General features: G+C 66.7%; 18 protein-coding genes and 1 pseudogene. 9 read left to right on the top strand and 10 right to left on the bottom strand.

The features are described from left to right. Window positions 1-86: 86 nt before the first annotated feature. Entirely contained in the window at window positions 87-2177 is a 2091-nt protein-coding gene (locus D0Y85_RS06195; RefSeq protein WP_117309856.1) for a M13 family metallopeptidase, read from the top strand. On the opposite strand, the gene D0Y85_RS06200 is transcribed toward D0Y85_RS06195, so the two are convergent. From D0Y85_RS06200 to rlmJ, 6 genes are all read right to left on the bottom strand, one after another. After that, entirely contained in the window at window positions 2102-2677 is a 576-nt protein-coding gene (locus tag D0Y85_RS06200; RefSeq protein WP_162887620.1) for an Imm30 family immunity protein, read from the bottom strand. The two genes, D0Y85_RS06195 and D0Y85_RS06200, sit on opposite strands and share 76 nt — an antisense overlap. Before the next feature lie 97 nt (window positions 2678-2774). Further along, a complete protein-coding gene (locus tag D0Y85_RS06205; protein ID WP_117309858.1) occupies window positions 2775-3380 on the bottom strand; it encodes an HD domain-containing phosphohydrolase in 606 nt (201 codons plus the stop codon). A gap of 183 nt (window positions 3381-3563) precedes the next feature. Further along, on the bottom strand, window positions 3564-4079 hold the full coding sequence (locus D0Y85_RS06210) for a hypothetical protein (RefSeq protein ID WP_117309859.1): 516 nt from the start codon (window positions 4077-4079) through the stop codon (window positions 3564-3566). A gap of 82 nt (window positions 4080-4161) precedes the next feature. Continuing rightward, complete coding sequence (gene mfd, locus D0Y85_RS06215) at window positions 4162-7626, bottom strand: transcription-repair coupling factor (RefSeq protein ID WP_033830682.1); 3465 nt, start codon at window positions 7624-7626, stop codon at window positions 4162-4164. 126 nt (window positions 7627-7752) lie between these two features. Then, a complete protein-coding gene (locus D0Y85_RS06220) occupies window positions 7753-8298 on the bottom strand; it encodes a GNAT family N-acetyltransferase (protein ID WP_117309860.1) in 546 nt (181 codons plus the stop codon). 95 nt (window positions 8299-8393) lie between these two features. Next, on the bottom strand, window positions 8394-9251 hold the full coding sequence (gene rlmJ / locus D0Y85_RS06225; RefSeq protein WP_117309861.1) for a 23S rRNA (adenine(2030)-N(6))-methyltransferase RlmJ: 858 nt from the start codon (window positions 9249-9251) through the stop codon (window positions 8394-8396). Window positions 9252-9286: 35 nt separating this feature from the next. On the opposite strand from rlmJ, the gene creB reads away from it, so the two are divergent. The 7 genes and pseudogenes from creB to D0Y85_RS06260 all read left to right on the top strand — a co-directional run bounded on the left by creB (window position 9287) and on the right by D0Y85_RS06260 (window position 17186). Next, window positions 9287-10012, top strand: a complete 726-nt coding sequence (creB, locus tag D0Y85_RS06230) for a two-component system response regulator CreB (RefSeq protein WP_117309862.1) — start codon at window positions 9287-9289, stop codon at window positions 10010-10012. Window positions 10013-10015: 3 nt separating this feature from the next. Then, a complete protein-coding gene (gene creC / locus D0Y85_RS06235) occupies window positions 10016-11476 on the top strand; it encodes a two-component system sensor histidine kinase CreC (RefSeq protein ID WP_117309863.1) in 1461 nt (486 codons plus the stop codon). 81 nt (window positions 11477-11557) lie between these two features. Continuing rightward, the gene (gene creD, locus D0Y85_RS06240; protein ID WP_117309864.1) at window positions 11558-12871 is read left to right on the top strand and encodes a cell envelope integrity protein CreD; all 1314 of its coding nucleotides are present in this window, start codon (window positions 11558-11560) and stop codon (window positions 12869-12871) included. Window positions 12872-12881: 10 nt separating this feature from the next. After that, window positions 12882-13292: a hypothetical protein gene (locus tag D0Y85_RS06245; RefSeq protein ID WP_117309865.1), complete on the top strand. Its 411-nt coding sequence runs from the start codon at window positions 12882-12884 to the stop codon at window positions 13290-13292. Window positions 13293-13549: 257 nt separating this feature from the next. Beyond that, a pseudogene (locus D0Y85_RS06250) lies at window positions 13550-15107 on the top strand (M20/M25/M40 family metallo-hydrolase). A gap of 155 nt (window positions 15108-15262) precedes the next feature. After that, window positions 15263-16666, top strand: a complete 1404-nt coding sequence (gltX, locus tag D0Y85_RS06255) for a glutamate--tRNA ligase (protein WP_117309866.1) — start codon at window positions 15263-15265, stop codon at window positions 16664-16666. Between the two features lie 34 nt (window positions 16667-16700). Beyond that, a complete protein-coding gene (locus D0Y85_RS06260) occupies window positions 16701-17186 on the top strand; it encodes a Fur family transcriptional regulator (RefSeq protein ID WP_025879333.1) in 486 nt (161 codons plus the stop codon). Between the two features lie 139 nt (window positions 17187-17325). Here D0Y85_RS06260 and D0Y85_RS06265 read toward each other — a convergent pair whose 3' ends face one another. The 4 genes from D0Y85_RS06265 to D0Y85_RS06280 form a co-directional block, all read right to left on the bottom strand. After that, window positions 17326-18489, bottom strand: coding sequence for an HlyD family secretion protein (locus tag D0Y85_RS06265; protein WP_117309867.1), 1164 nt, complete (start codon window positions 18487-18489; stop codon window positions 17326-17328). 10 nt (window positions 18490-18499) lie between these two features. After that, window positions 18500-20173: an MFS transporter gene (locus D0Y85_RS06270; RefSeq protein ID WP_025879335.1), complete on the bottom strand. Its 1674-nt coding sequence runs from the start codon at window positions 20171-20173 to the stop codon at window positions 18500-18502. After that, entirely contained in the window at window positions 20173-20739 is a 567-nt protein-coding gene (locus D0Y85_RS06275; protein ID WP_025879336.1) for a TetR/AcrR family transcriptional regulator, read from the bottom strand. Before D0Y85_RS06275 ends, D0Y85_RS06270 begins: the two co-directional genes overlap by 1 nt. A 174-nt stretch (window positions 20740-20913) precedes the next feature. Continuing rightward, window positions 20914-23112, bottom strand: coding sequence for a TonB-dependent receptor (locus D0Y85_RS06280; RefSeq protein WP_117309868.1), 2199 nt, complete (start codon window positions 23110-23112; stop codon window positions 20914-20916). Between the two features lie 131 nt (window positions 23113-23243). Here D0Y85_RS06280 and D0Y85_RS06285 point away from each other — a divergent pair, with 131 nt between their 5' ends. Further along, window positions 23244-23657: a MerC domain-containing protein gene (locus D0Y85_RS06285; RefSeq protein WP_117309869.1), complete on the top strand. Its 414-nt coding sequence runs from the start codon at window positions 23244-23246 to the stop codon at window positions 23655-23657. The last annotated feature ends 48 nt before the right edge of the window (window positions 23658-23705 follow it).

Consider the following 23705-nt stretch of genomic DNA (forward strand, 5'->3'; position numbering starts at 1 on the left):
ACCGCGGGCGTTCCCCTGTGACCTTTGGCCGGTCCCCACCATCGCCGCAGCGGCTACGCTGGACGATTCGCCGTTGGAGACACGCCATGAATGTCCGCAATCTGGTCCCGCTGGGCCTGACCATCGCCATCGCCGCTTCGCTCGCCGCCTGTGGCAAGAACGAGACCGCGCCCGTTGCCGACGCCGCCAAGCCGGCGTTCGACCAGTCGCAGATCAAGACCGCGCTGATCAGCCTCAACAGCGCCGATCTGGATCCGTCCATCGCCGCGTGCACCGACCTCAACGGCTTCGTCAACAGCAAGTGGCTGAAGGCCAACCCGGTGCCGGGCGACCAGACCACCTGGGGCAGCTTCGAGATCCTGCGCGAGCGCTCGCTGGAAGTGCAGCACGCGCTGGTGCAGCAGGCCGCCGCCAGCCAGGCCAAGGCCGGCTCGGTGGAAGCCAAGATCGGTGACATCTGGAAGACCGGCAACGACGAAGCGAAGATCGAGGCCGCCGGCCTGGCGCCGCTGCAGCCGACGCTGGACAAGATCGGCGCGCTGAACGACACCGCCGCCATCACCCAGTACCTGCGCGACAGCCAGGCGCAGGGCCAGGGCGTGCTGTTCTCGCTGTTCGCCAATGCCGATTACAAGGATTCGGCCAACGTCATTGCCTACGTCGGCCAGGGCGGCCTGGGCCTGCCGGAGAAGGGCTACTACTTCGACGACGCGCAGGCCAGGATCCGCGACGCCTACGTGGCCTACATCGCGCAGGTGCTGACGCTGTCCGGCGTGGACGCGGCGCAGGCTGCCGAACAGGCCAAGGCGGTGATGGCGTTCGAGACCCGCCTGGCCAAGGCCTCGATGTCGCGCATCGAAATGCGTGACCCGGCCAAGCGCTACAACCCGCTCAGCGCCGCCGATGCGGACAAGCTGACCCCGAACTTCAGCTGGACCGCGCTGTTTGACACCCTGAAGGTGCCGGCCGCGCAGAAGTTCTCGCTGGCCCAGCCGGGCTTCTTCAGCGAGATGGACAAGATGCTGGCCGACGTGCCGGCCGCCACCTGGCAGTCCTACCTGCGCTTCCACACCATCGACGACGCCTCGCCGTACCTGAGCAGCCAGTTCGAGAAGGCCAACTTCGAGTTCTACGGCAAGACCCTGCGCGGCCAGCAGGAAATGCAGCCGCGCTGGAAGCGTGTGCTGGAGTCGGTCAACGGCGGCATGGGCGAAGCCTTGGGCCAGCTGTACGTGGACGCGGTATTCCCGGCCGAATCGAAGGAGGCCATGCAGCACCTGGTGCAGAACCTGTCGGTGGCGCTGAAGGCGCGCCTGGAGCAGCTGCCGTGGATGGGCGAGGAAACCAGGAAGAAGGCACTGGAAAAGTGGGCCAGCTTCACCCCGAAGATCGGTTACCCGGACAAGTGGCGTGAGTGGACGGGCCTGCAGACCAACGGTGACAGCTATCTGGGCAACATGCAGGCAGCGCGTGCGTTCAACTACCGCTACATGCTGGACAAGATCGGCAAGCCGGTGGACAAGACCGAGTGGGGCATGACCCCGCAGACCGTCAATGCCTACTACAACGCCACCAAGAACGAGATCGTGTTCCCGGCGGCGATCCTGCAGGCACCGTTCTTCGATGCCAAGGCCGATCCGGCGCTGAACTACGGTGGCATCGGTGCGGTCATCGGCCACGAGATGATGCACGGCTACGACGACTCGGGCAGCCAGTTCGCCGCCAACGGCAACTTCGACAACTGGTGGACCGACAGCGACCGCAAGGCCTTCACCGAACGCACCGACCGGCTGGTCGCGCAGTTCGACGGCTATGAATCGGTGCCGGGCGTGTTCGTGAAGGGCAAGCTGACCCTGGGCGAGAACATCGGTGATCTGGGTGGCCTGACCGTGGCCTACGATGCCCTGCAGATGGCGCTGAAGGAGAACCCGAAGGCGAACGTCGAGGTGGACGGTCACAGCCAGGACCAGCGCTTCTTCATGAACTGGGCCACCGTGTGGCGTCGCAACTTCACCGACGGTGAGCTGCGCGTGCGCCTGAACACCGATCCGCATGCACCGGCGAGCTTCCGTGCCAACGGCGCGCCGTCGAACATGCCGTCCTATGCCGCCGCGTTCCAGTGCAAGGCCGGTGATGCGATGGTGCGTGCCGACGACAAGCGCGTGGTGATCTGGTAAGCGCACCGGAGTGAGTGGAACGAAAAACCCGGCGAAAGCCGGGTTTTTTCTGCCTTCCAATGGCTGCCGATCCTGAGCTGGCGGGGCTGGTTCGGAATCGATGCAATCATCATTGCTGCTTGCGGCCTCTTTTCAGGATTTCTTTCGAGAAACCCGCGCAGATAGGTCGCGATACGGTTCCTGTCGTGATGCTGGTTCAGCAACTCTCCATAAAGTTGAAGATACGGTCGAGAGTTCATGATGCGATACGTGATGACATCGAGCCAGTCCGGGGCACGGTTTGCGAGCGTGCTGGTTGCATCGAGAACAGCCGAAAGGTAGCACTGCGCATCGAACGATTCCGCCAGTCCAATCAGGTCCTTCATCAAATCGATGTGCTCGGAATCGTCATCGAGTGCAAGCAGGATGCGCGGAAGGAAGGTGGCGTCCTTCCTTGTCGCTGCGTCCTGCAACAGGAGGTACTCCTGATTGATGTCGCTCTGTTCGCTCTGTGATCGCATGGTAGAAGACCGCCCACGATTGGCCGCAGGTCGAGCATGGCGCGACCGTGCATACACATCAATCGAATTCCGCGTGGATTTCAGTTCGGTGTATTCATCAGGCCAGCGCGGGCTCGCGCTTGAGCATGCCGTGGAAGCGACCCAGCACATACGGATCGATAAGCCCACCGGCCTGCTCATCAAGGATGCGCAGCACCGTCTCATGCTCCATCGCCGCGCGGTAAGGGCGCACGCTGGTCATTGCATCGTAGGCATCGGCAATGGTGACGATGCGGGCGCCGAGCGGAATGGCCTCGCCGTGCAGGCCATCGGGATAGCCGCTGCCATCGAACGCTTCATGATGGGCACGGATCAGTCGCGCGACCGGCGCGGCATCACTGCGGCCGGTGGCCAGGAAAATGTGCTCGCCGCGCACCGGGTGCTCGCGCATGATCGCGCGCTCTTCGTCGCTGTGCCGGCGCGGGCTCAGCAGTACCTCGTCGGGGATGCCGATCTTGCCGATGTCGTGGAAGCGCGCGGCCAGGCCGACCTGCGCACAGGCGTCCTCATCCAGGTCGCAGTGCAGGGCAAGGTGCTGCGCAAGAAGGCCCACGCGGTCACAGTGGTGGCGGGTATAGGCATCACGCATCTGCAGCGACATCGACAGGGCGTCGATCAGGCAGGCCTGCGCGTGCAGGAGGTCGGGAGGTCTGGGCTGGGGCATCGGAACTGGCGGCGCGGCGAAGCTGCGCAGAAAACGGAAAGGCCCGCGAGAGCGGGCCGGGGCGGCGCATAGGGTACCCGCATCGGTGTCACGCGGGGGCCATCAATGGCCCCGCGTGGGGCTGTGCGTTCAGTCGCATGCAGTATTCTGGCCCCGGCCGCATCGCAACCGGGGCTGCGCGGATCAGCCGGTGGTCTGCAGGTGGATGCGATGGGCTTTGGCGAAGGCGTCCTGCGCGTCGCTCAGGGTCTGCATGTCTTCGTCCATTCTGGTCACGGCCTCATCCAGCGTCTGCAGCAGCGGGGTGACCTGTTCTTCGCTGTAGCCATCGGGCAGGGCGGCCAGCTGTTCCATCACGGCGAACATCTGTTCGGTGCTCTTCAGGGAATCGAGCAGGTTCTGGTGCAGTGCATCGGCGTCCTTGCCATGAGTGAACTGTTGGACGAAGACCCGCCGGTCGGCGATTTCCTTGCGCGCGTTCTTCAGGCCGAAGCGATGCTGCTGCATGCTCTTGCCGTCCTGCAGCGACGCATGGAAGGATTCGCCGTTCGGGCCGTTGGTCCATTGCTCGACCATGCTGACCGTGCCGTTCCAGCTGGCGACATTCTCATGCAGGTAATCGCGGTTGCTCATGCCGCTGTGGCAGGCCGCAAGCAGGCCCAGGCTGGTGGCGAGCAGAAGGGGGGCGAAACGATTCACGGCAACACTCCTTGTCGCGGGCGCAGGAAACGGAAAGGGGGCCGGTCTGCCGCCCGCGGCGGACCGGCACCCTGCAGATCGATCAGCGCAGGGCCAGGGTCAACAGCAGTGCCCGCGCGGCATTGAAGCGGTCTTCGGGCAGCGGCAGCGGATGCTTGACGCGCAGCTTGTCCGGACCGTCCATGGCATAGAGGTTCGGCTGTTTCTGGATCAGCTGGATCACCGCCATCGGATCGATGTTCGGCTTGGATTCGAACACGATGCGGCCACCGTTCTCACCCAGGTCCAGCTTGCGGATGCCCAGCGAGCTGGCCTGCAGCTTCAGCTCGGCAATGGCGAACAGGTTCTTGGCCGCATCCGGCAGCAGGCCGAAGCGGTCGATCATCTCCACCTGCAGTTCGCGCAGCGCATCGCTGTCGCGCGCGCTGGAAATGCGCTTGTACAGCGTCAGGCGGGTGTGCACGTCCGGCAGGTAGTCGTCCGGAATCAGCGCCGGCACGTGCAGCTCGACCTCGGCGCCCCGCGCTTCTTCGCCGGCATCGATGTCGGGCAGATGGCCCTGCTTGATGCTGCGCACTGCGCGTTCAAGCAGCTCGGTGTACAGGCTGAAGCCGACTTCGGCCATCTGCCCGCTCTGGTCCTCGCCCAGCAGTTCGCCGGCGCCGCGGATTTCCAGATCGTGGGTGGCCAGGGTGAAGCCGGCACCCAGTTCGTCCATCGAGGCGATCGCTTCCAGGCGCTTTTCCGCATCCGGCGTGATCGAACGACGGTCGGGTACGACCAGGTAGGCGTAGGCGCGGTGGTGCGAACGACCGACGCGGCCACGCAGCTGGTGCAGCTGGGCCAGGCCGAAGCGGTCGGCACGGTTGATGATGATGGTGTTGGCGTTGGGGATGTCGATGCCCGATTCGATGATCGTGGTCGACAGCAGCACGTTGAAGCGCTGCTTCTGGAAGTCCAGCATCACCTTTTCCAGCTCGCGCTCGGGCATCTGCCCATGGGCGATGCCGATGCGCGCTTCGGGCACCAGCTCGGACAGCTCGCGCTGCATGCGGCCGATGCTCTCCACGTCGTTGTGCAGGAAATACAGCTGGCCACCGCGTGCCAGCTCGCGCTGGAAGGCTTCGCGCAGCAGCGCGTTGTCCCACTGGGTGATGAAGGTCTGCACGGCCAGCCGGTTCGGCGGCGGGGTGGCGATGATCGACAGGTCGCGCAGGCCGGCCATGGCCATGTTCAGCGTACGCGGAATCGGCGTGGCGGTCAGGGTCAGCAGGTGCACGTTGGCGCGCAGTGCCTTCAGCGCCTCCTTCTGGCGCACGCCGAAGCGCTGCTCCTCGTCGACGACGACCATGCCCAGGTCCTTGAACTTCACGTCCGGCTGCAGCAGGCGATGGGTACCGACGATGACGTCGATGGTGCCGGCGGCGACCTTCTCCAGCTCGGCCTTGATCTCCTTGGTGCTCTTGAAGCGCGACAGTACTTCGACCTTCATCGGATAGTCGGCGAAGCGGTCGCGGAAATTGCGGTAATGCTGTTCGGCCAGCAGCGTGGTCGGCACCAGCACCGCCACCTGCTTGCCAGCGCTGGCGGCAGCGAACGCGGCGCGCACGGCAACTTCGGTCTTGCCGAAGCCCACGTCGCCGCAGACTACGCGGTCCATCGGCTGGCTGCTGGCCAGGTCACGCAGGGTGGCGTCGATGGCAGCCAGCTGGTCGGGGGTTTCCTCGAACGGGAAACCGGCGGCGAACGGCTCGTACATCGCGCGGTCCACCTGCAGTGCCAGTCCGGCACGCGCCTGGCGGCGGGCCTGGATCTCCAGCAGCTCGGCGGCTACATCGCGCACCTTCTCGGCGGCCTTGCGCTTGGCCTTGCTCCACTGCTCGCCGCCCAGCGAATGCAGTGGCGCGGTTTCGGCGGACGCACCGGAATAGCGGCTGATCAGGTGCAGCTGTGCGACCGGCACGTACAGGCGGTCGCCCTTGGCGTACTCGATTTCGAGGAACTCGCCGGGCATGCCGCCGACGTCCATCGCGATCAGTCCGCGGTAGCGGCCGACGCCATGGTCCTCGTGCACGATCGGCGCGCCTTCGGTCAGTTCGCCCAGATCGCGGATGATCGCTTCCGGCTCCCGTCCGGCGCGGCGCGTGCGACGGGTGCTGCCGGCGCGCTCGGGGAACAGCTGGCGTTCGGTCAGCACCGCGATGTGCGGCGCATCCAGGGCGAAGCCGTCTTCCAGCGGCGCCACGGCAATGGCGAAGCGTTCGTCGCTGGCCAGGAAGGACAGCAGGTCGGCCACCACCGGTGGCTTCAGCTCGGCGGCCTGCAGCACCTCCAGCAGGGCCTCGCGACGGCCCGGCGAATCGGCGGCGATCAGCACCCGGCCAGGGTAATGGCCAAGGAAGGATTTCAGCGCGTCACCGGCCGGTGCCTCGCGCGCGGCCACCGGCAGCGGCGGCAACGGCTGGTCGCCCAGCGCATGCGCCTCGGCGATGCGGGCGTGATCGGCGGCCCAAACCTCGATGCGCGGTGCGTCGTTCAAACGCTCGCGCAGCAGGTCCGGCGACAGGTACAGCGCCGACGGTGGCAGCAGCGGTCGTTCTACATCATGGCGGCGTTGCTCGTAGCGCTCGCCGGTCTGCGTCCAGAACGTCTCTGCCGCTTCAGCGGCGCCCACGCAGACGACCGGCAGGCTGCCGGCAGGCAGGTAGTCGAACAGGGTGGCGGTGCGCTCGAAGAACAGCGGCAGGTAGTACTCGATGCCGGCCGGGGCCAGGCCCGATTTCAGGTCCTGGTACAGCGAACTGCGTCGGGTATCGACGTCGAAGCGCTCGCGCAGGGTCGCCAGCACCCGGGCGATGCTGGCGTCGTCCATCGGTACTTCGCGGCCGGGGAGCATGTGCACCGCCTCGACCTTGTCCAGCGAGCGCTGGCTTTCCGGATCGAACGCACGGATCGAATCGATGTCCTCGTCCAGCAGTTCCACCCGCAGCGGCTCGTCGGCGCCCATCGGGTAGACGTCAAGCAGGCCGCCACGCACGGCGAAATCACCCGGGTCCATCACCTGCGGCACGTTGCGGTAGCCGGCGCTTTCCAGGCGACGCTTCTCCGCTTCCAGGTCCAGACGCTGGCCGACTTCAAGATTGAAGCTGCCGCCGATGACATAGCTGCGGGGAGCCAGCTGCTGCAGCAGGGTCTGCACCGGCACCACCACCAGGCCGCGCTTCAGCGTGGGCAGGCGGTGCAGGGCCGACAGGCGCTGCGAAATGATGTCCGGGTGCGGGCTGAAGCGATCGTAGGGCAGCGTCTCCCAGTCCGGGAACGCCACCACCGGCAGGCTCGGGTCGCCTCCCAGCAGGGTATGCAGATCCGCTTCGATCTGGTTGGCACCGTGGTTGTCACGGGCCACCACCAGCAGCGGCGCGTCATGCGTGCGCGCTGCCTGGGCCAGATACCAGGCCAGGGCAGTGGGCGAGGCGGGGGCGCGCCACCAGGCGCGAAGCTGGCCGGCACGTGGCAGCGGCGGGGCGGGATATTGAGTACGCGACATGAACCGCGGATTTTAGCAGAAGCCCCCGCCTGGCCCATGATCGTTGCGTGACCGGGGTAGCGCCGGGCCATGCCCGGCGAGCGCAGCGGTCGGATCAACATCGCCGGGCAGGGCCCGGCGCTGCCGTCAGTTGTCCAGTTCCAGCACCATCCGCACCAGCCCTTCGGCCCCGTTCGGATGGGGGACCGGCTTGAAGCCCAGCGAGGCGGCCAGCTGCTTCATCGGCTCGTTATCGGCGGCGACATCGCCATACAGGCGGTCCAGGTACTTGCCGCGGCCCCATTTCACCAGCTTGCGCATCAGCTGGCGGCCCAGGCCCTGGCCGATCAGGAAGCGGCTGATCAGGATCGCGTACTCGGCCTCCCGGGTACCGGGGATGATCGAGGCGCGGGCCACCGCGCCGACCACGGCCTCACCAGCAGGCAGCGACTCGGCGGCGACCAGGGTGATCTCGGTCTTCGGGTTGGGATGGGTCAGGCGCTGGGTGGTTTCCGGTGACAGCTCGGTCACCGATTGCAGGAAACGATCGCGGATTTCTTCCGGCCCGAACAGGCTGAAGGCGGCCTGCAGCGGCGCGCCATCTTCGGGGCGGATGGGGCGGATCAGCAGCTCGTGGCCGCTGGGAGCCTTGAAGATCTCATGCCAGGGCGGCATGCGGTTGCGAGTGGCCATACCGGGTGATTCCTTGGTGGTCCATCGATTGTGTCATCACCGGGGCTGCGTTCCGTGAACGAAAGGCTCACGGTCGTACAGCCTCGTGAAGGCCCTCATTCGGCCGTCTTCAGCCAGTCCAGGCGGGTGCTGGCGCCGGGCTCGCCCAGGTGCTGGCGCAAGGCCGGCAGGGCCGGGCCGACCACGCGGTCGAACTGCCAGGGGGCATTGAGCACCAGCATGCCGCTGCCGTTGAGGCGCAGCGGGGAGTCGTCCGGGCGGACCAGGAATTCGATGGTCAGTGCCGACTTCACCGGCAGCGCGGTGGCCTTGCGCAGGAAATGCAGGATGGTGCGGCGCTGCTTGATCGGGAACCAGACCGCACAGGTGGCCTGCGGCCAGCGCGCCAGGGTCTCGGCCAGCGCGGCAAGGATGGCCTGGTACTCGGCATCCTGGGCCTCGTACGGCGGGTCGATCAGGACCAGGCCGCGGCCGATCTTGGCACCGTTGGCCTTGGGCGGCAGCAGCGAGCGCAGCAGCGCGTAGCCGTCGCCGGGGTGCACGCCGACGCGGCTGTCATGGGCGAACAGGGTCTTCAGCGAAGCGGCCTCATCCTCCTGCAGCTCGCACACCGCCATGCGGTCCTGCGGGCGCATGGCCTGCGCGCTGAGCAGCGGCGAGCCGGGGTAGGCGATCATCGCGCCGACCGGATTGTCGGCCTGCACCGCCTTGAGGTAGCGCTCGACCACCTCCGGCAGCTTGGGCTGGGCCATCAGCCGCATGACCCCGGATTCGGCTTCCAGGGTCTTGCGGCTTTCTTCGCTGGCCAGCAGGTAGCGGCCGGCACCGCCGTGGGTGTCGAGCACGAAGAACGGGCTGTCCTTGCGCTTGAAGCTGTCGATCAGGGCCAGCTGCACGATGTGCTTGAGGACATCGGCGTGGTTGCCGGCGTGGAAGGCGTGGCGATAGTTCATGGGCGGCAGTGTACGGGGCACGGGCCGCAGCGGCTATGCTGCGCGCCATGACAGCCCCTGTTACCCATGTCCTGGTGGTCGAAGACGAAGCGGCCATCGCCGAAACCGTGCTCTATGCGCTGCGCAGCGAAGGCTACGCCGCCAGCCATTGCCTGCTGGGCGGGCAGGCGCTGCAGCAGCTGCAGGCCGGCGATATCGACCTGGTGGTGCTGGATGTCGGCCTGCCGGACCTCAGTGGTTTCGAGGTCTGCCGCCGGCTGCGGGCCCTGCCGGGGCCGGTGGCGCAGGTGCCGGTGATCTTCCTGACCGCCCGCAACGACGAACTCGACCGCGTGCTGGGCCTGGAGCTGGGGGCGGACGACTACATGGCCAAGCCGTTCTCGCCGCGCGAGCTTGTGGCACGGGTACGCGCCCGGCTGCGGCGTGCCACACCGGCTCCGGCGGCGCAGACCGCCGAGAGCGGCTGGCAGGAACACGGTGCCTTCGCCATCGATCGCGATGGCCGCCGCATCCGCTTCCAGGGCCATGCGCTGGACCTGACCCGCTACGAATACGCGCTGCTGGAGGCGCTGCTGCAGCGCCCCGGCGCGATCCTCAGCCGTGCCCAGCTGATGGACCGTGGCTGGGACAGTGCCGCCGAAAGCGCCGACCGAACCGTCGACACCCACGTCAAGACACTGCGCGCCAAGCTGCGGGCGGCCGGCGCCAGCGGTGAGCCGATCCGCACCCATCGCGGCCTCGGCTACGCCCTGGAGGTCTGACCCGTGCGTCTGGTCCTGAAACTGTTCCTGGGGTTCTTCCTGATCGTGGGCATCGCCGCGTTCTTCGTGATGCGTGTGTTCGTCAACGAAGTGAAGCCGGGCGTGCGCCAGGCGATGGAATCGACCCTGGTGGATGCGGCCAACGTGCTGGCGGAAATGGCCGCCGCCGACGTCAAGGCCGGCACCATTCGCAATGGTACCTTCACCCGCAACCTGGCCAAGGCCCGGCAGCGCGACCTGAAGGCGATGGTCTGGCGCTTCCCCAAGCGTGCGCTGGACTACCGGGTGACGATCACCGACGCCAAGGGCATCGTGATCTACGATTCGCTGGGCCGCGACGTGGGCCGCGACAATTCGCGCTGGAACGATGTCTACCGCACCCTGCGCGGCGAATACGGTGCGCGCTCCAGCCCGGAAACGCCGGGCGATGACAGCAACACGGTGATGCACGTGGCCGCGCCGGTGTATGACCCGGCCGATGGCAGCACACTGATCGGCGTGCTCAGCCTGGCCCAGCCCAACCGCAGCATCGATCCGTTCATCGCCGCCAGCCAGCGCGCCATCATCGAGCGCGGTGCTTGGCTGATCGGCCTGTCGGCGCTGGTGGGCGTGCTGGTGACGATGTGGCTGACCAACGGCCTGGGCCAGCTCAGCCGCTATGCGCGTGCGGTCAGTGCCGGTGAACCGGTGCCGCCGCCGAAGCGGCGCAACGACGAGATCGGCGATCTTGGCCAGGCGCTGGAGACCATGCGGCGCAAGCTGGAAGGCAAGGCGTACGTCGAGCAGTACGTGCAATCGCTGACCCACGAGATGAAAAGCCCGTTGGCGGCGATCCGGGGGGCCGCCGAGCTGCTGCAGGAGCCGATGGCCGACGCTGACCGTGCGCATTTCGCACGCAGCATCGTCGACCAGCAGGAACGGCTCACCGAAACCATCGACAAGCTGCTGGCGCTGGCCGAGGTCGAGCAGCACGGGTGGTTGCAGACCCGTGATCCGATCGCCTTGCCGGTGCTGCTGCAGGAAGCTGCGGCGGCGGCGCAGGTACGCGCGCAGGCCGCAGGTGTCCAGCTGCATATCGAGCAGGTACCCGACCTGCGCGTGCAGGGCGATGGCTATCTGCTGCGGCAAGCGCTGCACAACCTGATCGACAACGCCATTGCGTTCTCGCCACCCGGCGCACAGGTGCAACTGGATGCCCAGCTGGACGGGCAGGGCATGCGCCTGCAGGTTGCCGACCGTGGCGCGGGCATTCCCGATTACGCACGCGAGCGCGTGTTCGAACGCTTCTATTCGCTGGCCCGACCCGGCACCGGCCGCCGCAGTTCCGGCCTCGGCCTGCCCTTCGTGCAGGAAGTCGTGCGCCTGCATGACGGCCGCGCCAGCCTGCAGCCGCGCGAAGGCGGCGGCACCGTGGCCAGCCTGTGGCTGCCGCTGGCGATACCGGGCCAGCGTCTGCGGCGCTGACTTCACACCCGCTTCAAATTCGCCACAAACCCTGCTCACCGCAGCCGTCCATCCTGCAGTCCTCTCCAACGAGGACGGACGATGAAATCCCTGAAGATGCTGCTGCGGTTCGCCATTGTCGGCGGCCTGATCCTGTTGCTGCTGATTCCGCTGTACCTGATCCGCAGCGTCATCACCGAGCGCAGCGCCTATCGCGAAGAAGCCTATTCGCGGGTGGCCGAAAGCCGTGCCGGTACCCAGCGGGTGGTCGGGCCGGTGCGCGTGGTGCCATGGTCCAAGCGCGAGCTGGTGGAAGTGGTCGATGTGCAGGGCAACAAGAAGAGCGAGCTGCAGACTACCCAGGGCTACTGGCTGCAGCCGCCGGCCACCCTGCAGATCAGTGGCGAGCTGCTGCCCGGCCAGCGCTCGGTCGGCCTGTTCAAGGTGCCGGTGTACAGCTGGAACGGCCAGCTCAAGGCGACCTTCAGCGAGGACGCCTACCCGGAGCACGATGGCATGACCTATGGCGAGGCCTACATCGCGCTGGGCGTGTCTGATGCGCGTGGCCTGGTCGGTACGCCGAACCTGCGGGTTGATGGGCAGCAGGTCAAGCTGCTGCCGGGCGTGGCCGGCGCATCCGCACTGGGCCGTGGGCTGCATGCACCGATCACCGGCATCACCCGCACCGGAGGCACCCTGGCGGCCAGCAGCGTGGAACTGGAACTGCAGCTTGATGGCAGCCGCTCGCTGTCGGTGGTGCCGGTGGGCGATGACAACCAGATATCCCTGCGGTCCAGCTGGCCGCATCCATCGTTCGCCGGTGCGTTCCTGCCGAACGAGCGGCGTGTGGATGCGCAGGGCTTCGATGCACGCTGGGCCGTGTCCTCGCTGGCATCGGACGCACAGCAGCGACTGCGCGAGGGCGATGACCTGGATGCACAGGCGGTGCAGGTTTCGCTGGTCGACCCGATCGATACCTATACCCAGGCCGACCGCGCGTCCAAGTACGGCGTGCTGTTCGTGGTGCTGACGTTCGTTGGTTTCATTTTGTTCGAACTGATCAAGTCGCTGCGCATCCATCCGCTGCAGTACCTGATGGTCGGCCTGGCGCTGGCGATCTTCTTCCTGCTGCTGATCAGCCTGTCCGAGCACATCGCCTTCTGGCAGGCCTACCTGGTTTCCGCGCTGGCCTGCATCAGCCTGCAGGCGGTGTACCTGGCCAATGTGCTGGGTCACTGGAAGCGGGGCCTGGGCTTCGCCGCGATGCTGACGGTGCTGTATGGCGCGCTGTATGGGCTGCTGGTCTCGGAAAACAATGCGCTGCTGATGGGCTCGCTGCTGCTGTTCGTGATCCTCGCGCTGGCGATGTGGGTGACCCGTCGGGTTGACTGGTACGCCCTGGCCGAACAGAAGTAAGGAGTACGCCATGGGCTGGCGCCAAGGATTGCAGCAACGGGCACGACAGGGCATTCCCGCGCTGTTGGAGGTGGATGCACTGCTGCAGGCCCATGGGGTACTGGCGGCCTTGCCGGGGGCACGGATCGCGCCCGGCCTGGTCCGCTTCCAGCTGGCCGCCATCACCTGCGAAGGATTGCAGCGGCGCGGGCTGGACTGGTTGCGGGAGGCGCGGCACGGACGCGGCGCGCTCGCCGGCAAGGTGCCCCGTTACCGGCCATGGAAGGCCGGGGCGGCGGCGTTGTCGGAGATCGGCATCGATGGGCTGCCGGCAGGCTGGCCGGAACATGCGGCGGTGTTTGGTTGCAGCAGCATCGACCAGCGGCACTGGCTGCTGCTGTTGCCCGAACGCGCGCAGCTGTGGCTGGGGTGGAACGGGTGACAGCGGAAGGCCCATCCACGCGTGGCGTGGATCTACGGGGCCTCTGCTGGGTGCGGACCTTGGTCCGCACCGCTCTTCGGTGGGAAGGCGCCATCCACGCATGGCGTGGATCTACCAGATGCCCATGACCGATGGGACGGGGGCCGGGCGCCGCGGCTGGCTAGACTCGAGCGGATGATGATCGAGCCGAAGGGCAGGGGTGCGGCGTGTTGACGTGGAGCGGGCTGAAGTGGGGCGTGCTGGCAGTAGCGCTGGCGATGGGTGGCAATGCGGTGGCGCAGCAGCGCGAGCCGGTGGACCTGGACATGGTCGGCAAGATCCGCCAGCAGGCGTTCCACAAGTCGCAGGTGATGGATACCTTCAGCTACCTCACCGAACGCATCGGGCCGCGCCTGACCAATTCGCCGGCGATGGGGCGTGCCAACGCCTGGACCCGTGGCAAGTTCAGCGAATGGAAGCTGGACAATGTCCATGACGAAGCCTTCGACGAATTCGGCCGTGGCTGGGAATTCACCTCGGCCAGCGTGGAAATGCTGGGCGATCGCGTGCAGCCACTGCATGCGCTGCCCAAGGCGTTGGACGCCGGGCACCAACGGCCCGGTCGAGGGCGACCTGCTGCAGGTGGACATCAAGAAGCCCGAGGACATCGAGAAATATCGCGGCAAGCTGCGTGGAAAGATCCTGCTGCTGGGCGAGGCCCGCGAATACAAGCGCGGCACCGGCGCCGATTCGCACCGGCACGACGCCACCTCGCTGGAAGGCCTGCAGGAATTCACCCTGCCCAAGGACAAGGACGTGGCCGCCGATCGCGCCAAGCGGGTCAAGGAATACCAGGAGAAGCAGGCGCTGGCGGCGAAGGTCAACGCATTCTTCGTTGAAGAAGGCGCGCTGGCCTCGATCAGCATCAGCAGCTGGGACAACGGCATCATCCGCGTGGCCGGTGGCGGCTCGCGCAAGGCCGGCGAAGCGGTCGGCATTCCCGAACTGGCGATGATCGCCGAGCACTTCAATCCGCTGGTACGCGCGCTGGAAGCCAAGCAGAGCGTGCGCCTGCGCGTGGATGTGGCCGCACGCTTCACCGACGAGGCCGACCAGCCCGGCTACAACACCCTGGCCGAGATCCGTGGCAGCAGCAGGCCGGACGAGGTGGTGATGATCGGCGCGCACCTGGATTCCTGGCACAGCGGCACCGGCGCGGCCGACAACGCCGCCGGCGTGGCGGTGATGATGGAGGCCATGCGCATCCTCAAGGCCAGCGGCGCCAAGCCCAAGCGCACCATCCGGGTTGCGCTGTGGAGTGGCGAGGAACAGGGACTGATCGGTTCGCAGGCTTACGTGGCCAAGCACTTCGGTCGATTCCCCGAGCCCACCGACCCGGCGCAGAAGGCGCTGCCGGCCTCGCTGCGCGAACCGACCGGTGCCCTGCAGAAGACCCGCGACTACGGCAAGTTCCAGGTCTACTTCAACATGGACAACGGCTCGGGCCGCTTCCGTGGCATCTACGCACAGGAAAACCTGGCGGCGATGCCGATCTTCGAAGCCTGGCTCGCCCCGTTCCATGACGTGGGTGCAACCACCGTGGCCACCCGCAACACCGGCAGCACCGACCACATCAGCTTCGACCGCATCGGCCTGCCGGGCTTCCAGTTCATCCAGGACAAGCTGGACTATTTCAGCAACGTCCACCACAGCCACCTGGACACCTGGGACCACGCCGAACCGGAAGACCTGAAGCAGGCCGCCGCCATCGTTGCCTCCTTTGCCTACCACGCCGCCATGCGCGAGCAGCCGTTCCCGCGCAAGCCCGAGCCCTGAAAAAGGGACGGAGGGGGATCAAGTCGTGTTTCCCCTCCGCTGCATCGGCGTTCTCCCGGGAGCGCGGCAATAGTGACTTGATCCCCTCCGTCCCCTTTTTCCGCAGGGGGCGGAGGGCTGGTAAAATCGGGGGATACCCGTTCCTCGAGCCCTCCATGACCTGCCGCACCCGCTTCGCCCCCAGTCCCACCGGCTACCTGCATATCGGTGGCGCCCGCACCGCGCTGTACTGCTGGCTGGAGGCCCGCCATCGTGGCGGCGAGTTCGTGCTGCGCATCGAGGACACCGACCGTGAACGCAGCACCCAGGGCGCGATCGACGCGATCCTGGAAGCGATGGAGTGGCTGGGCCTGGACTACGACGAAGGCCCGGTCTACCAGACCGAGCGCGTGGCCCGGTACAAGGAAGTGGCCGAGCAGTTGATCGCCGACGGCAAGGCGTACTACGCCTACGAAACCCGCGAAGAACTGGACGCCATGCGCGAAGCCGCGATGGCCAGGCAGGAAAAGCCGCGCTACAACGGTGCTGCCCGCGATCAGGGCCTGCCGTACAGGGACGATCCGAACCGCGTCATCCGCTTCAAGAACCCGCTTGAAGGCACGGTGGTGTTCGATGACCTGATCAAGGGCCGCATCGAGATCGCCAACAGCGAGCTGGATGACATGGTGATCTTCCGTCCGGACGGCTACCCCACCTACAACTTCGCGGTAGTGGTGGACGACTGGGACATGAAGATCTCCGAAGTCATCCGTGGCGACGATCACATCAACAACACCCCGCGCCAGATCAACCTGTACGAAGGCATCGGCGCACCGGTGCCGAAGTTCGGCCACATGCCGATGATCCTGGACGAGCAGGGCGCCAAGCTGTCCAAGCGCACCGGCGCGGCCGACGTGATGCAGTACAAGGACGCCGGCTACCTGCCTGATGCACTGCTGAGCTACCTGGCCCGGCTGGGCTGGTCGCACGGTGACCAGGAACTGTTCAGCCGCCAGGAACTGATCGACCTGTTCGATGTGAAGGACTGCAATTCCAAGGCCTCGCGCCTGGACATGGCCAAGCTCGGCTGGGTCAACCAGCACTTCCTGAAGACCGAGGAGCCGGCCGCGATCGCACCGCACCTGGTCTACCAGCTGCAGAAGCTGGGCCTGGACGTGTCCGCTGGCCCGGCGCCGGTGGACGTGGTGATCGCCCTGCGCGAGCGCGTGCAGACCCTGAAGGAAATGGCCGAGAAGGCCGTGGTCTGGTACCAGCCGCTGAACGAATACGATGAAGCGGCCGTGGCCAAGCACTTCAAGGCCGGCGCGGAACTGCCGCTGGGCAAAGCCCGCGAGCTGCTGGCAGCCCTGCCGGAGTGGACCGCCGAGGCCGTTGGCGTGGCCCTGCACGATGCAGCGGCGGCGCTGGAAATGGGCATGGGCAAGGTCGCCCAGCCGCTGCGCGTGGCCATCACCGGCACCCAGGTCAGCCCTGACATTTCCCATACCGTGTACCTGGCCGGCCGCGAGCAGGCCTTGAAACGCATCGATGTGGCCATCACCAAGGTAGCAACGGCCTGAGCCCTGCGGCCCACGCCTGAACTGGAGAACGCGCATGTCCGCCAAAACCGCCTGTACGGCCCCGCACCACCATGTCCACGACGCGTCGGATTTCGTGGCGGTGGTCGAGCGTGTCTCGCGCGAGCGCGGGCTGCGCCTTACCCCCATCCGCGCCAACGTGCTCAAGCTGATCGCCGAGGCCGGCAAGCCGGTCAAGGCCTACGAGCTGCTGGAGTGGGTGCGCAACGGCAAGGGGGTGGGCGCTGACGCCCCGCCCACCGTGTATCGCGCGCTCGACTTCCTCATGGCCAATGGCTTCGTGCACAAGCTGGAATCGGTCAATGCCTTCGTGGCCTGCCACCACCCCAGCAGTGCGGCCCATTCGGTGCCGTTCCTGATCTGCAACAGCTGCCACAGCGCGGTGGAACTGGAAGACCGCGAGATCGTGACCCAGCTCGAAAAGCGGGCCAAGGAGCTCGGCTTCCAACCGCAGGCTCAGACATTGGAAGTACACGGACTCTGCGCCCGCTGCGCAGGCTGATGCGAGGGTAGTGCCGGCCGCTGGCCGGCTTCCTCGGGACTGGGGTCAGGTCCCTTTGCCACTGGCAAAGGGACCTGACCCCATTTCATGACAATGCAGCCGAGCATGGAGCATGGTTCGACTCCACCGGGCCGGCGCCCTAGTCCAACGGCTTGGTCGCGGTATCCACCCGCACGATCACCGACATGCCCGGCCGCAACCGCGCCGCCAGTTCCTGGTCCCCGTTGATCGAGATCCGCACCGGCAGCCGCTGCACCACCTTGGTGAAATTGCCGCTGGCATTGTCCGGGCGCAGCACGCTGAACTCCGATCCGGTGGCCGGCGCGATCTGCTCCACGCGTCCGCGCAGCACCTGGCCCTGGAACGCATCCACCGAGAACGAGGCGGGCTGCCCGATCTTCATCTGCCAGGTCTGGCCTTCCTTGTAGTTGGCTACCACCCACAATGCATCGGGCACCAGGAACAGCAGCTGCGAACCGGCGGCTACGTACTGTCCCACGCGCACGCTGGCTTCGCTGATCTGCCCGTCGCGCGGCGCATGGATCACCGTATTGGCCAGGTCGATGCGGGCCAGCTCAAGCTGTGCCTGCGCACTTTCCACCTGCGCTTCCAGGCTCTTGCGCGAGACCTGGGTCGAGACCAGGGTTTCTTCGGCGATGCGGATCTGCGCCTGCGACTGCTGCACGCTGGCCTGCGCCGAGGCCTGGCTGGTGCGGAACTTGTCGCGGTCGTTGATCGACACCAGCTGCTGCGCCGCCAGTTCCTCGTAGCGCTTGGCCTCGTTGCGCGAGCGCTGCAGCTCGGCCTGGCCGGCCGACAGCGTGGCCCGCGCCGCAGCAATCTGCGCGCGGTTCTGCGCCTGCGACTGGTCCGAATTGGCCAGGGCCGCGCGCGCGCTGTCCAGCGTGGCCTGCGCCTGCGCCACCCGCTGCGCGTAGATGCGGTCGTCGATGCGCAGCAGCGGCTCGCCCTGCTTCACGTGCTGGAAGTCCTTCACCAGCACGTCGGTCACATAGCCGTTCACCTGCGGCGCCATCACCGTGATCTGCCCGCGCACGTAGGCGTTGTCGGTCACCATCACGCTGCTGGTGAACGGCCACAGGTGCCAGGCGCGCAGGATCAGCGCGATGCCCAGCAGGGCCACCACCACCATCACCACCACGCTGCGCGAACTCGGCTTGAGGTACTTCGGCGCGGCGGCGGGCGCGGCAGGCGTCGCCGCCGGTGCCGCATCGGTGGGCGGCGGCGGGGTGACGTTCTCGGCAGCGTCGGTGTCGTCTGGACGGGGCGGGACGGGAGGCATGACGGTGGACTCAGCGCGGTGCCGCGGTCGCAGCCGCAGCGGGGGAGGAAGGATGGCGCTTGCGCCATTGTTTGCGTACGGCGGTACGCAGCGACAGCAACAGCAACCAGCACAGGAAACCGATTGCCAGCCAGCCGCTCAGGGTGAACACATCGTTGAAGCCTCGCACGTTGGCTTCGCGGCGGGTGGTCTGCGCCAGCTGCGCGCTGCCCTGGGCACTGCGCAGCACCGGGTCGGTGATCTGCGCTGCGTACAGCTGTTGCTGGATGCGCAGGCGCTGTGCCACCACCGGGTCGGCTGGATCGAGCTGGCTGGTCAGCGCGCTGGAATACAGCTGCTCGCGATGCAGCTGGAATGTTCCCAGCACGGCTGAGCCGGCCAGTCCGCCCAGCGTCTGCGTGATCGACAATGTCACCAGGAAGGTGATCATGTGGTCCACGCCCTGTTTCAACGCGGCGGAAATGCCAAGCATGATCAGCGGGCCCATGAACATGCCGGCGCCCACCGACGCCAGGAACTGGCTGATGTAGAAGTCGTGCGGGCGATCCAGGCTGGTGCGGTGCTGGTCGAAGAACGCGGCGGCACCCAGCAGCAGGATCGCCATCAGCAACTGCGCGATCAGGCGCTTCGGGCCGAAGGTCAGTGACGCACCGGCGATGCCGGTGACCACGCCGGCCAGGATCACCACGAACAGCGGCCGCATCTGGTCCGGTCCCATGCCCAGCGTGCGCATCAGGTTGACCACGCCGTAGGACTGTTCAGTGGTCAGGAAGCGGATCAGGAAGGCGCCGACGATGAAGTGCATCACCGGCAGGGTCGACAGCCAACGGATCTGCAGCAGCGGGTTGCGCCGGTAGTGTTCGATGATCAGTGCGGTGGTGGTCAGCACGATGGAGGCGATCAGCGCCCAGCCCAGCCACGGTGTGTTCAACCACCAGCGCGTGTAGCCCTGGGCCAGCACCACCACCAGCAGGGCGACGGCAGGCGCGAGCAGGGCGAAGGTGAGGAAATCCAGCGGTTCGAAGGCCTTGACCTGGATGCCCGGCGGCAGCTTCAGCACGACCACGGCGGCAAACGCGCACAGCGCCAGCCCCGCTTCGAACGAATACAGCTGGTGCCATTGGCCGGTATCGACCAGGCCGGGCGAGACGATCCAGGCAATCGGCACCGCCAGCTGCGACAGGCCGACGCCGATCACCAGCAGGTTGCCGGTGAATCGCCGTGGCAGCGCCTGCAGCATGTACAGCGTCCCCAGCGTCGAGCAGGCCGCGCCGGCGAAACCGCTGGCGGCGCGGGTCAGCATGGTGGTCTCGAAACTGCCGACGAACAGGTGCAGCACCGCCAGCGCCGCGTACAGCCCCAGGCCGATCTCGGCGAACAGGCGGATGCCGTACTGCTGGCGGAACTTGAAGGCCAGCAGATTGGCGGTCACGTTGACCATGGCGTAGGCAGCCACCAGCCAGCTGCCCTGGGTGGGAGTGAGTGCCAGTTGCCCCTGCAGGAAGGGCAGGTTGGCCGTTACCAGCGCATTGCCGAGGCCACCGGTGATGGCCACCAGCAGCGACACCAGTGCATAGGCTGCACGCCGATAAGGCGGGTGCCAGGGCATCGACGCCGAACCGGGCATGGTCGGCTTCTCGTGCTCCTCCCAATCCGGAACCGGCTTGAGGTACGGCTGCACCATCAGCGTTCCCCGCTGGCTGCTCCCTGGAGTCCCCCGCGCAGCAGCTGCAGGGCACGCCCGGCCAGCTGGGCGCGCTCATCGCGGGTCTTGCCGCGCAGGGCCGCCCCCAGCATGCCCGAGATCAGTGAAATATCCGTCTTCTCCAGGTCGGGCCGGCACAGGCCAGCGGCCTTGGCGCGGGCGATGGGGGCTTCCAGCAGGTCGCGCACGGTCTCGCGTGCGGTGCGCATGGCCGGCACGTCCGAATCGACCGCGCGCCAGTAATCGGCAAGAGCCGGCGAATCGACGATGCGCTGGGCCATGCCTTCGAACACCTCGAACAGGGCGTCGTCGCGGTCGCCAAGCTGCTCGACCTGGCGGCGGATGCGGTCGACCGTGCGCTGCAGCAGCGCCTGGATCAGCGCGGTGCGGTCAGGGAAGTTCCGATACAGGGTGGCGCGGCCGACTTCGGCACGCTCGACCACCAGGTCCAGCGGCGCGGTGACGCCGTGTTGGCCGAACACATGGTCGGCAGCATCGAGGATGAGGGCTCGGCGGGCAGCGGCATCGGCACGTTGGGTGGTCATGGCTTCATTTTCGGACACAAATGTCCGGATGGCGAGAGACAGATGGCGACGGGATTGTCCGCTTGTTGTCGTACGCACATCTTTGTGACGGATGCGTGATGGCGGGCGGGGCGCAAAAAAAAAACGGGAGGCCACGCGGCCCCCCGTAGATCCACGCCACGCGTGGATGCCTCATCAGAAGAACGCGCGGATCCCGAAAGCGACACCACGACCCGGCAGCGGCGAGTAATCCTTCAGCAGCGAGGTATGCGGACGCACTTCGCGGTTGGTCAGGTTGCTGCCATCCAGGAACAACTCGTAGCTGTTGCTGTCGCTGCGGTCCCAGCGGTAGGCCAGGTGCGCATCGACCAGGGTGTAGCCGTTGCTCGGCTCCTCGTTCTGCGCAACGTCCTTCTGCCGGCTGTAACGCACCGCGCCCACCGAGGCACGCCAGCCATCCTTCGCCCAGCGCAGGTCGGCGCCGACGCGGGCCGGGGCGATGCGCGGCAGGTAACCGGTGTTGGCCAGTTCCACGCTGTAGTTGTGGTTGTGGTCACCGTGCGGCACGGCGATGTCCAGGGTGCGGCTGCCGTTGCCGTCCAGCTTGGCCTGCACGTAGTCGCCGAACACGCGCAGGTCCCAATCACCGGCGCCGCCTTCGAACAGGTGCACCAGTGCTTCGGCCTCGGCGCCCTTGAACACCGCGTCCTGCTGGGTCCAGGTGCGCACCGGCAGGCTCTCGGTGATGCCGGTGTCGGCCAGGTAGATGAAGTCCTTGAACCTGGTCTGGTAGATCGCGGCGGAGAAGTCCAGGCGCTCGCTGTGGGTGTGGATGCCCAGTTCAATGCGTTGGCCGCGCTCGGTCTTCAGGTTGGCATCACCGATTTCCAGCGAACGGGTGGCGATGTGCGCACCGGCGGCATACAGCTCCTCATTGGTCGGTGCACGCTCGGAGCTGTCCACGCCGATGCGCAGGTCGACCGCATCGTTGAGCTTCCAGATGCCGGCAGCCGACAGGTTGGTGGCGTCGAACTTGCGGCGGCGGTAGTCGCCGGTCGGGTCCAGCTTGACCTGGTCGTGGCGACCGCCCAGTTCCAGCTTGAACGGGCCGAACTGCTTTTCCTGCAGAACGAACAGGCCGATGTTCCTGGTTCCGGTATCGGGCACGAACGCTTCTTCGCCCTTGGCGCCGAAATCGCTGTTGCCGAACTGCAGGCCGAAGGCGCCGTCCCAGCCGCCGATCTGCTGCTGCACCGCTTCCAGGCGGCCTTCGATGCCGCGGTTGGTGAAGCGGGTGGACGGCGTGCCGGCTTCCAGCTCCACGTGTTCGTAGTCGGTGTAGGCCACGCGCGCGTTGACGTTCTTCAGGAACGATACCGGGTTGTAGATGCCGGCCTTGGTCTCGAAACGGTTCTGCACCATGTCGATGCGCACGTCGTGCTCTTCACCTTCCTCCTCCTCGCCATGGTCGTGGTCGTGATCATGGTCGTGGCCATCGCCGTCGGCATGCACGTGGGCGCCGTTGGGGATGCCGTAGTTGGTGCGGTAGGTGCTGGCCGAGGCGCCGAAGTAGCCGCCTTCGCCCAGCCAGGTGGCGCCGACGCCACCGGCGCGGGTGCGGATGGAACTGTTGTCCAGGCGGCCGCGACGCGGCTCTTCGCCTTCCTCGCCCGCGTGGTCGTGGTCATCGTGGTGGTCTTCCAGGCCGTCGATCACCGCGTAGCCGGGAATGCGGAAATCATCGCCATTGCGCACCAGGCCATCCACGTGCAGCACGACATTGCCGCTCACGCCGTCCAGGCGGAACATGCCGCTGCGTTCGTCGTTGACCGAATTGCCACGCAGCTCGGCACGGCCGCTGAGCGGACGATCCGGCAGTTCGCGCGCAATGCGCCCATCGACCACGTTCACCGCACCGCCGATCGCGCCGCTGCCGAACAGCAGGGTAGCCGGGCCTTTCAGTACTTCGATCTGGTCGGCCAGGAACGGCTCGATGCTGGTGGCATGGTCGGCGCTGACGGTGGAGGCGTCCATGTTGCCCATGCCGTTGGACAGCACGGCCACGCGCGGACCTTCCTGGCCACGGATGATCGGGCGGCCGACGCCGGGGCCGAAGAAGGTGCTCTGCACGCCGGGCAGCTTGGCGACGGTGTCGCCGAGGGTGCCGGCCTTCTGCTCGTCCAGGCGCTCACCGGACAGCACTTCGACCGGGCGCGCCAGCGATTCGGCATCACCCTGCAGCGGCGATGCCGTGACCTGCACCGAGGACAGCTCGGTCAGGTGGCGGTCACGATGCGAATCATCGTCGGAGGCCGCAAAGGCGACGGAGGGCAGCAGCGCAGCAAGCGCCAGGGCCAGGGAATGCGGCTTGAAACGAGGGTGGTGGGAGGGCATGGCGGTCCTTTGTTACATTGTATCAATCGGGTGGCGCACGAATCCCGTCGGCGGGACAGGGGAGGGGAACCGTGCGGGTCGGGAAACGATGTTATATTATTCCATAACGATTCGCCGCCCTGCTGGAAGTCATGCCTTTGCCCTCACGCCTGCGCCACCTGCTCGATCGCTTCGGCGCCACCGGTTCGATGCTGTGCGCGGTGCACTGCGCGGTCATTCCGCTGTTGCTGGCCGCTGCCCCCTCGCTTGGCCTGTCCTTGTGGCTCAGCGATGGCGTGGAGAAGGCGCTGGTGGTGTTCGTGACCCTGCTGGGCTTGTTCAGCCTGGTCTGGGGTTACCGGCGGCACGGCGCGCTGCGTGCGCTGGCGTTCCTGATTCCCGGCCTGATCGCGTTGTGGGCCGGCGTGCTGTACGACCCGCTGCACCACAACGCGGTGCCGCATGCGGTGGTGATGACCTTGGGCGGCCTGCTGGTCGGCATCGCGCACCTGGTCAACCTGCGCCTGAACCACGGCCACGTGCATGACGCCAGCTGCGCGCACTAGGCGCTCCGTGGTAGGCTTTCCGATCGTGCGCGGGGGCGCCCAGCAAGG

Source organism: Stenotrophomonas sp. G4, assembly GCF_003428825.1.
Taxonomy (GTDB): domain Bacteria; phylum Pseudomonadota; class Gammaproteobacteria; order Xanthomonadales; family Xanthomonadaceae; genus Stenotrophomonas; species Stenotrophomonas indicatrix.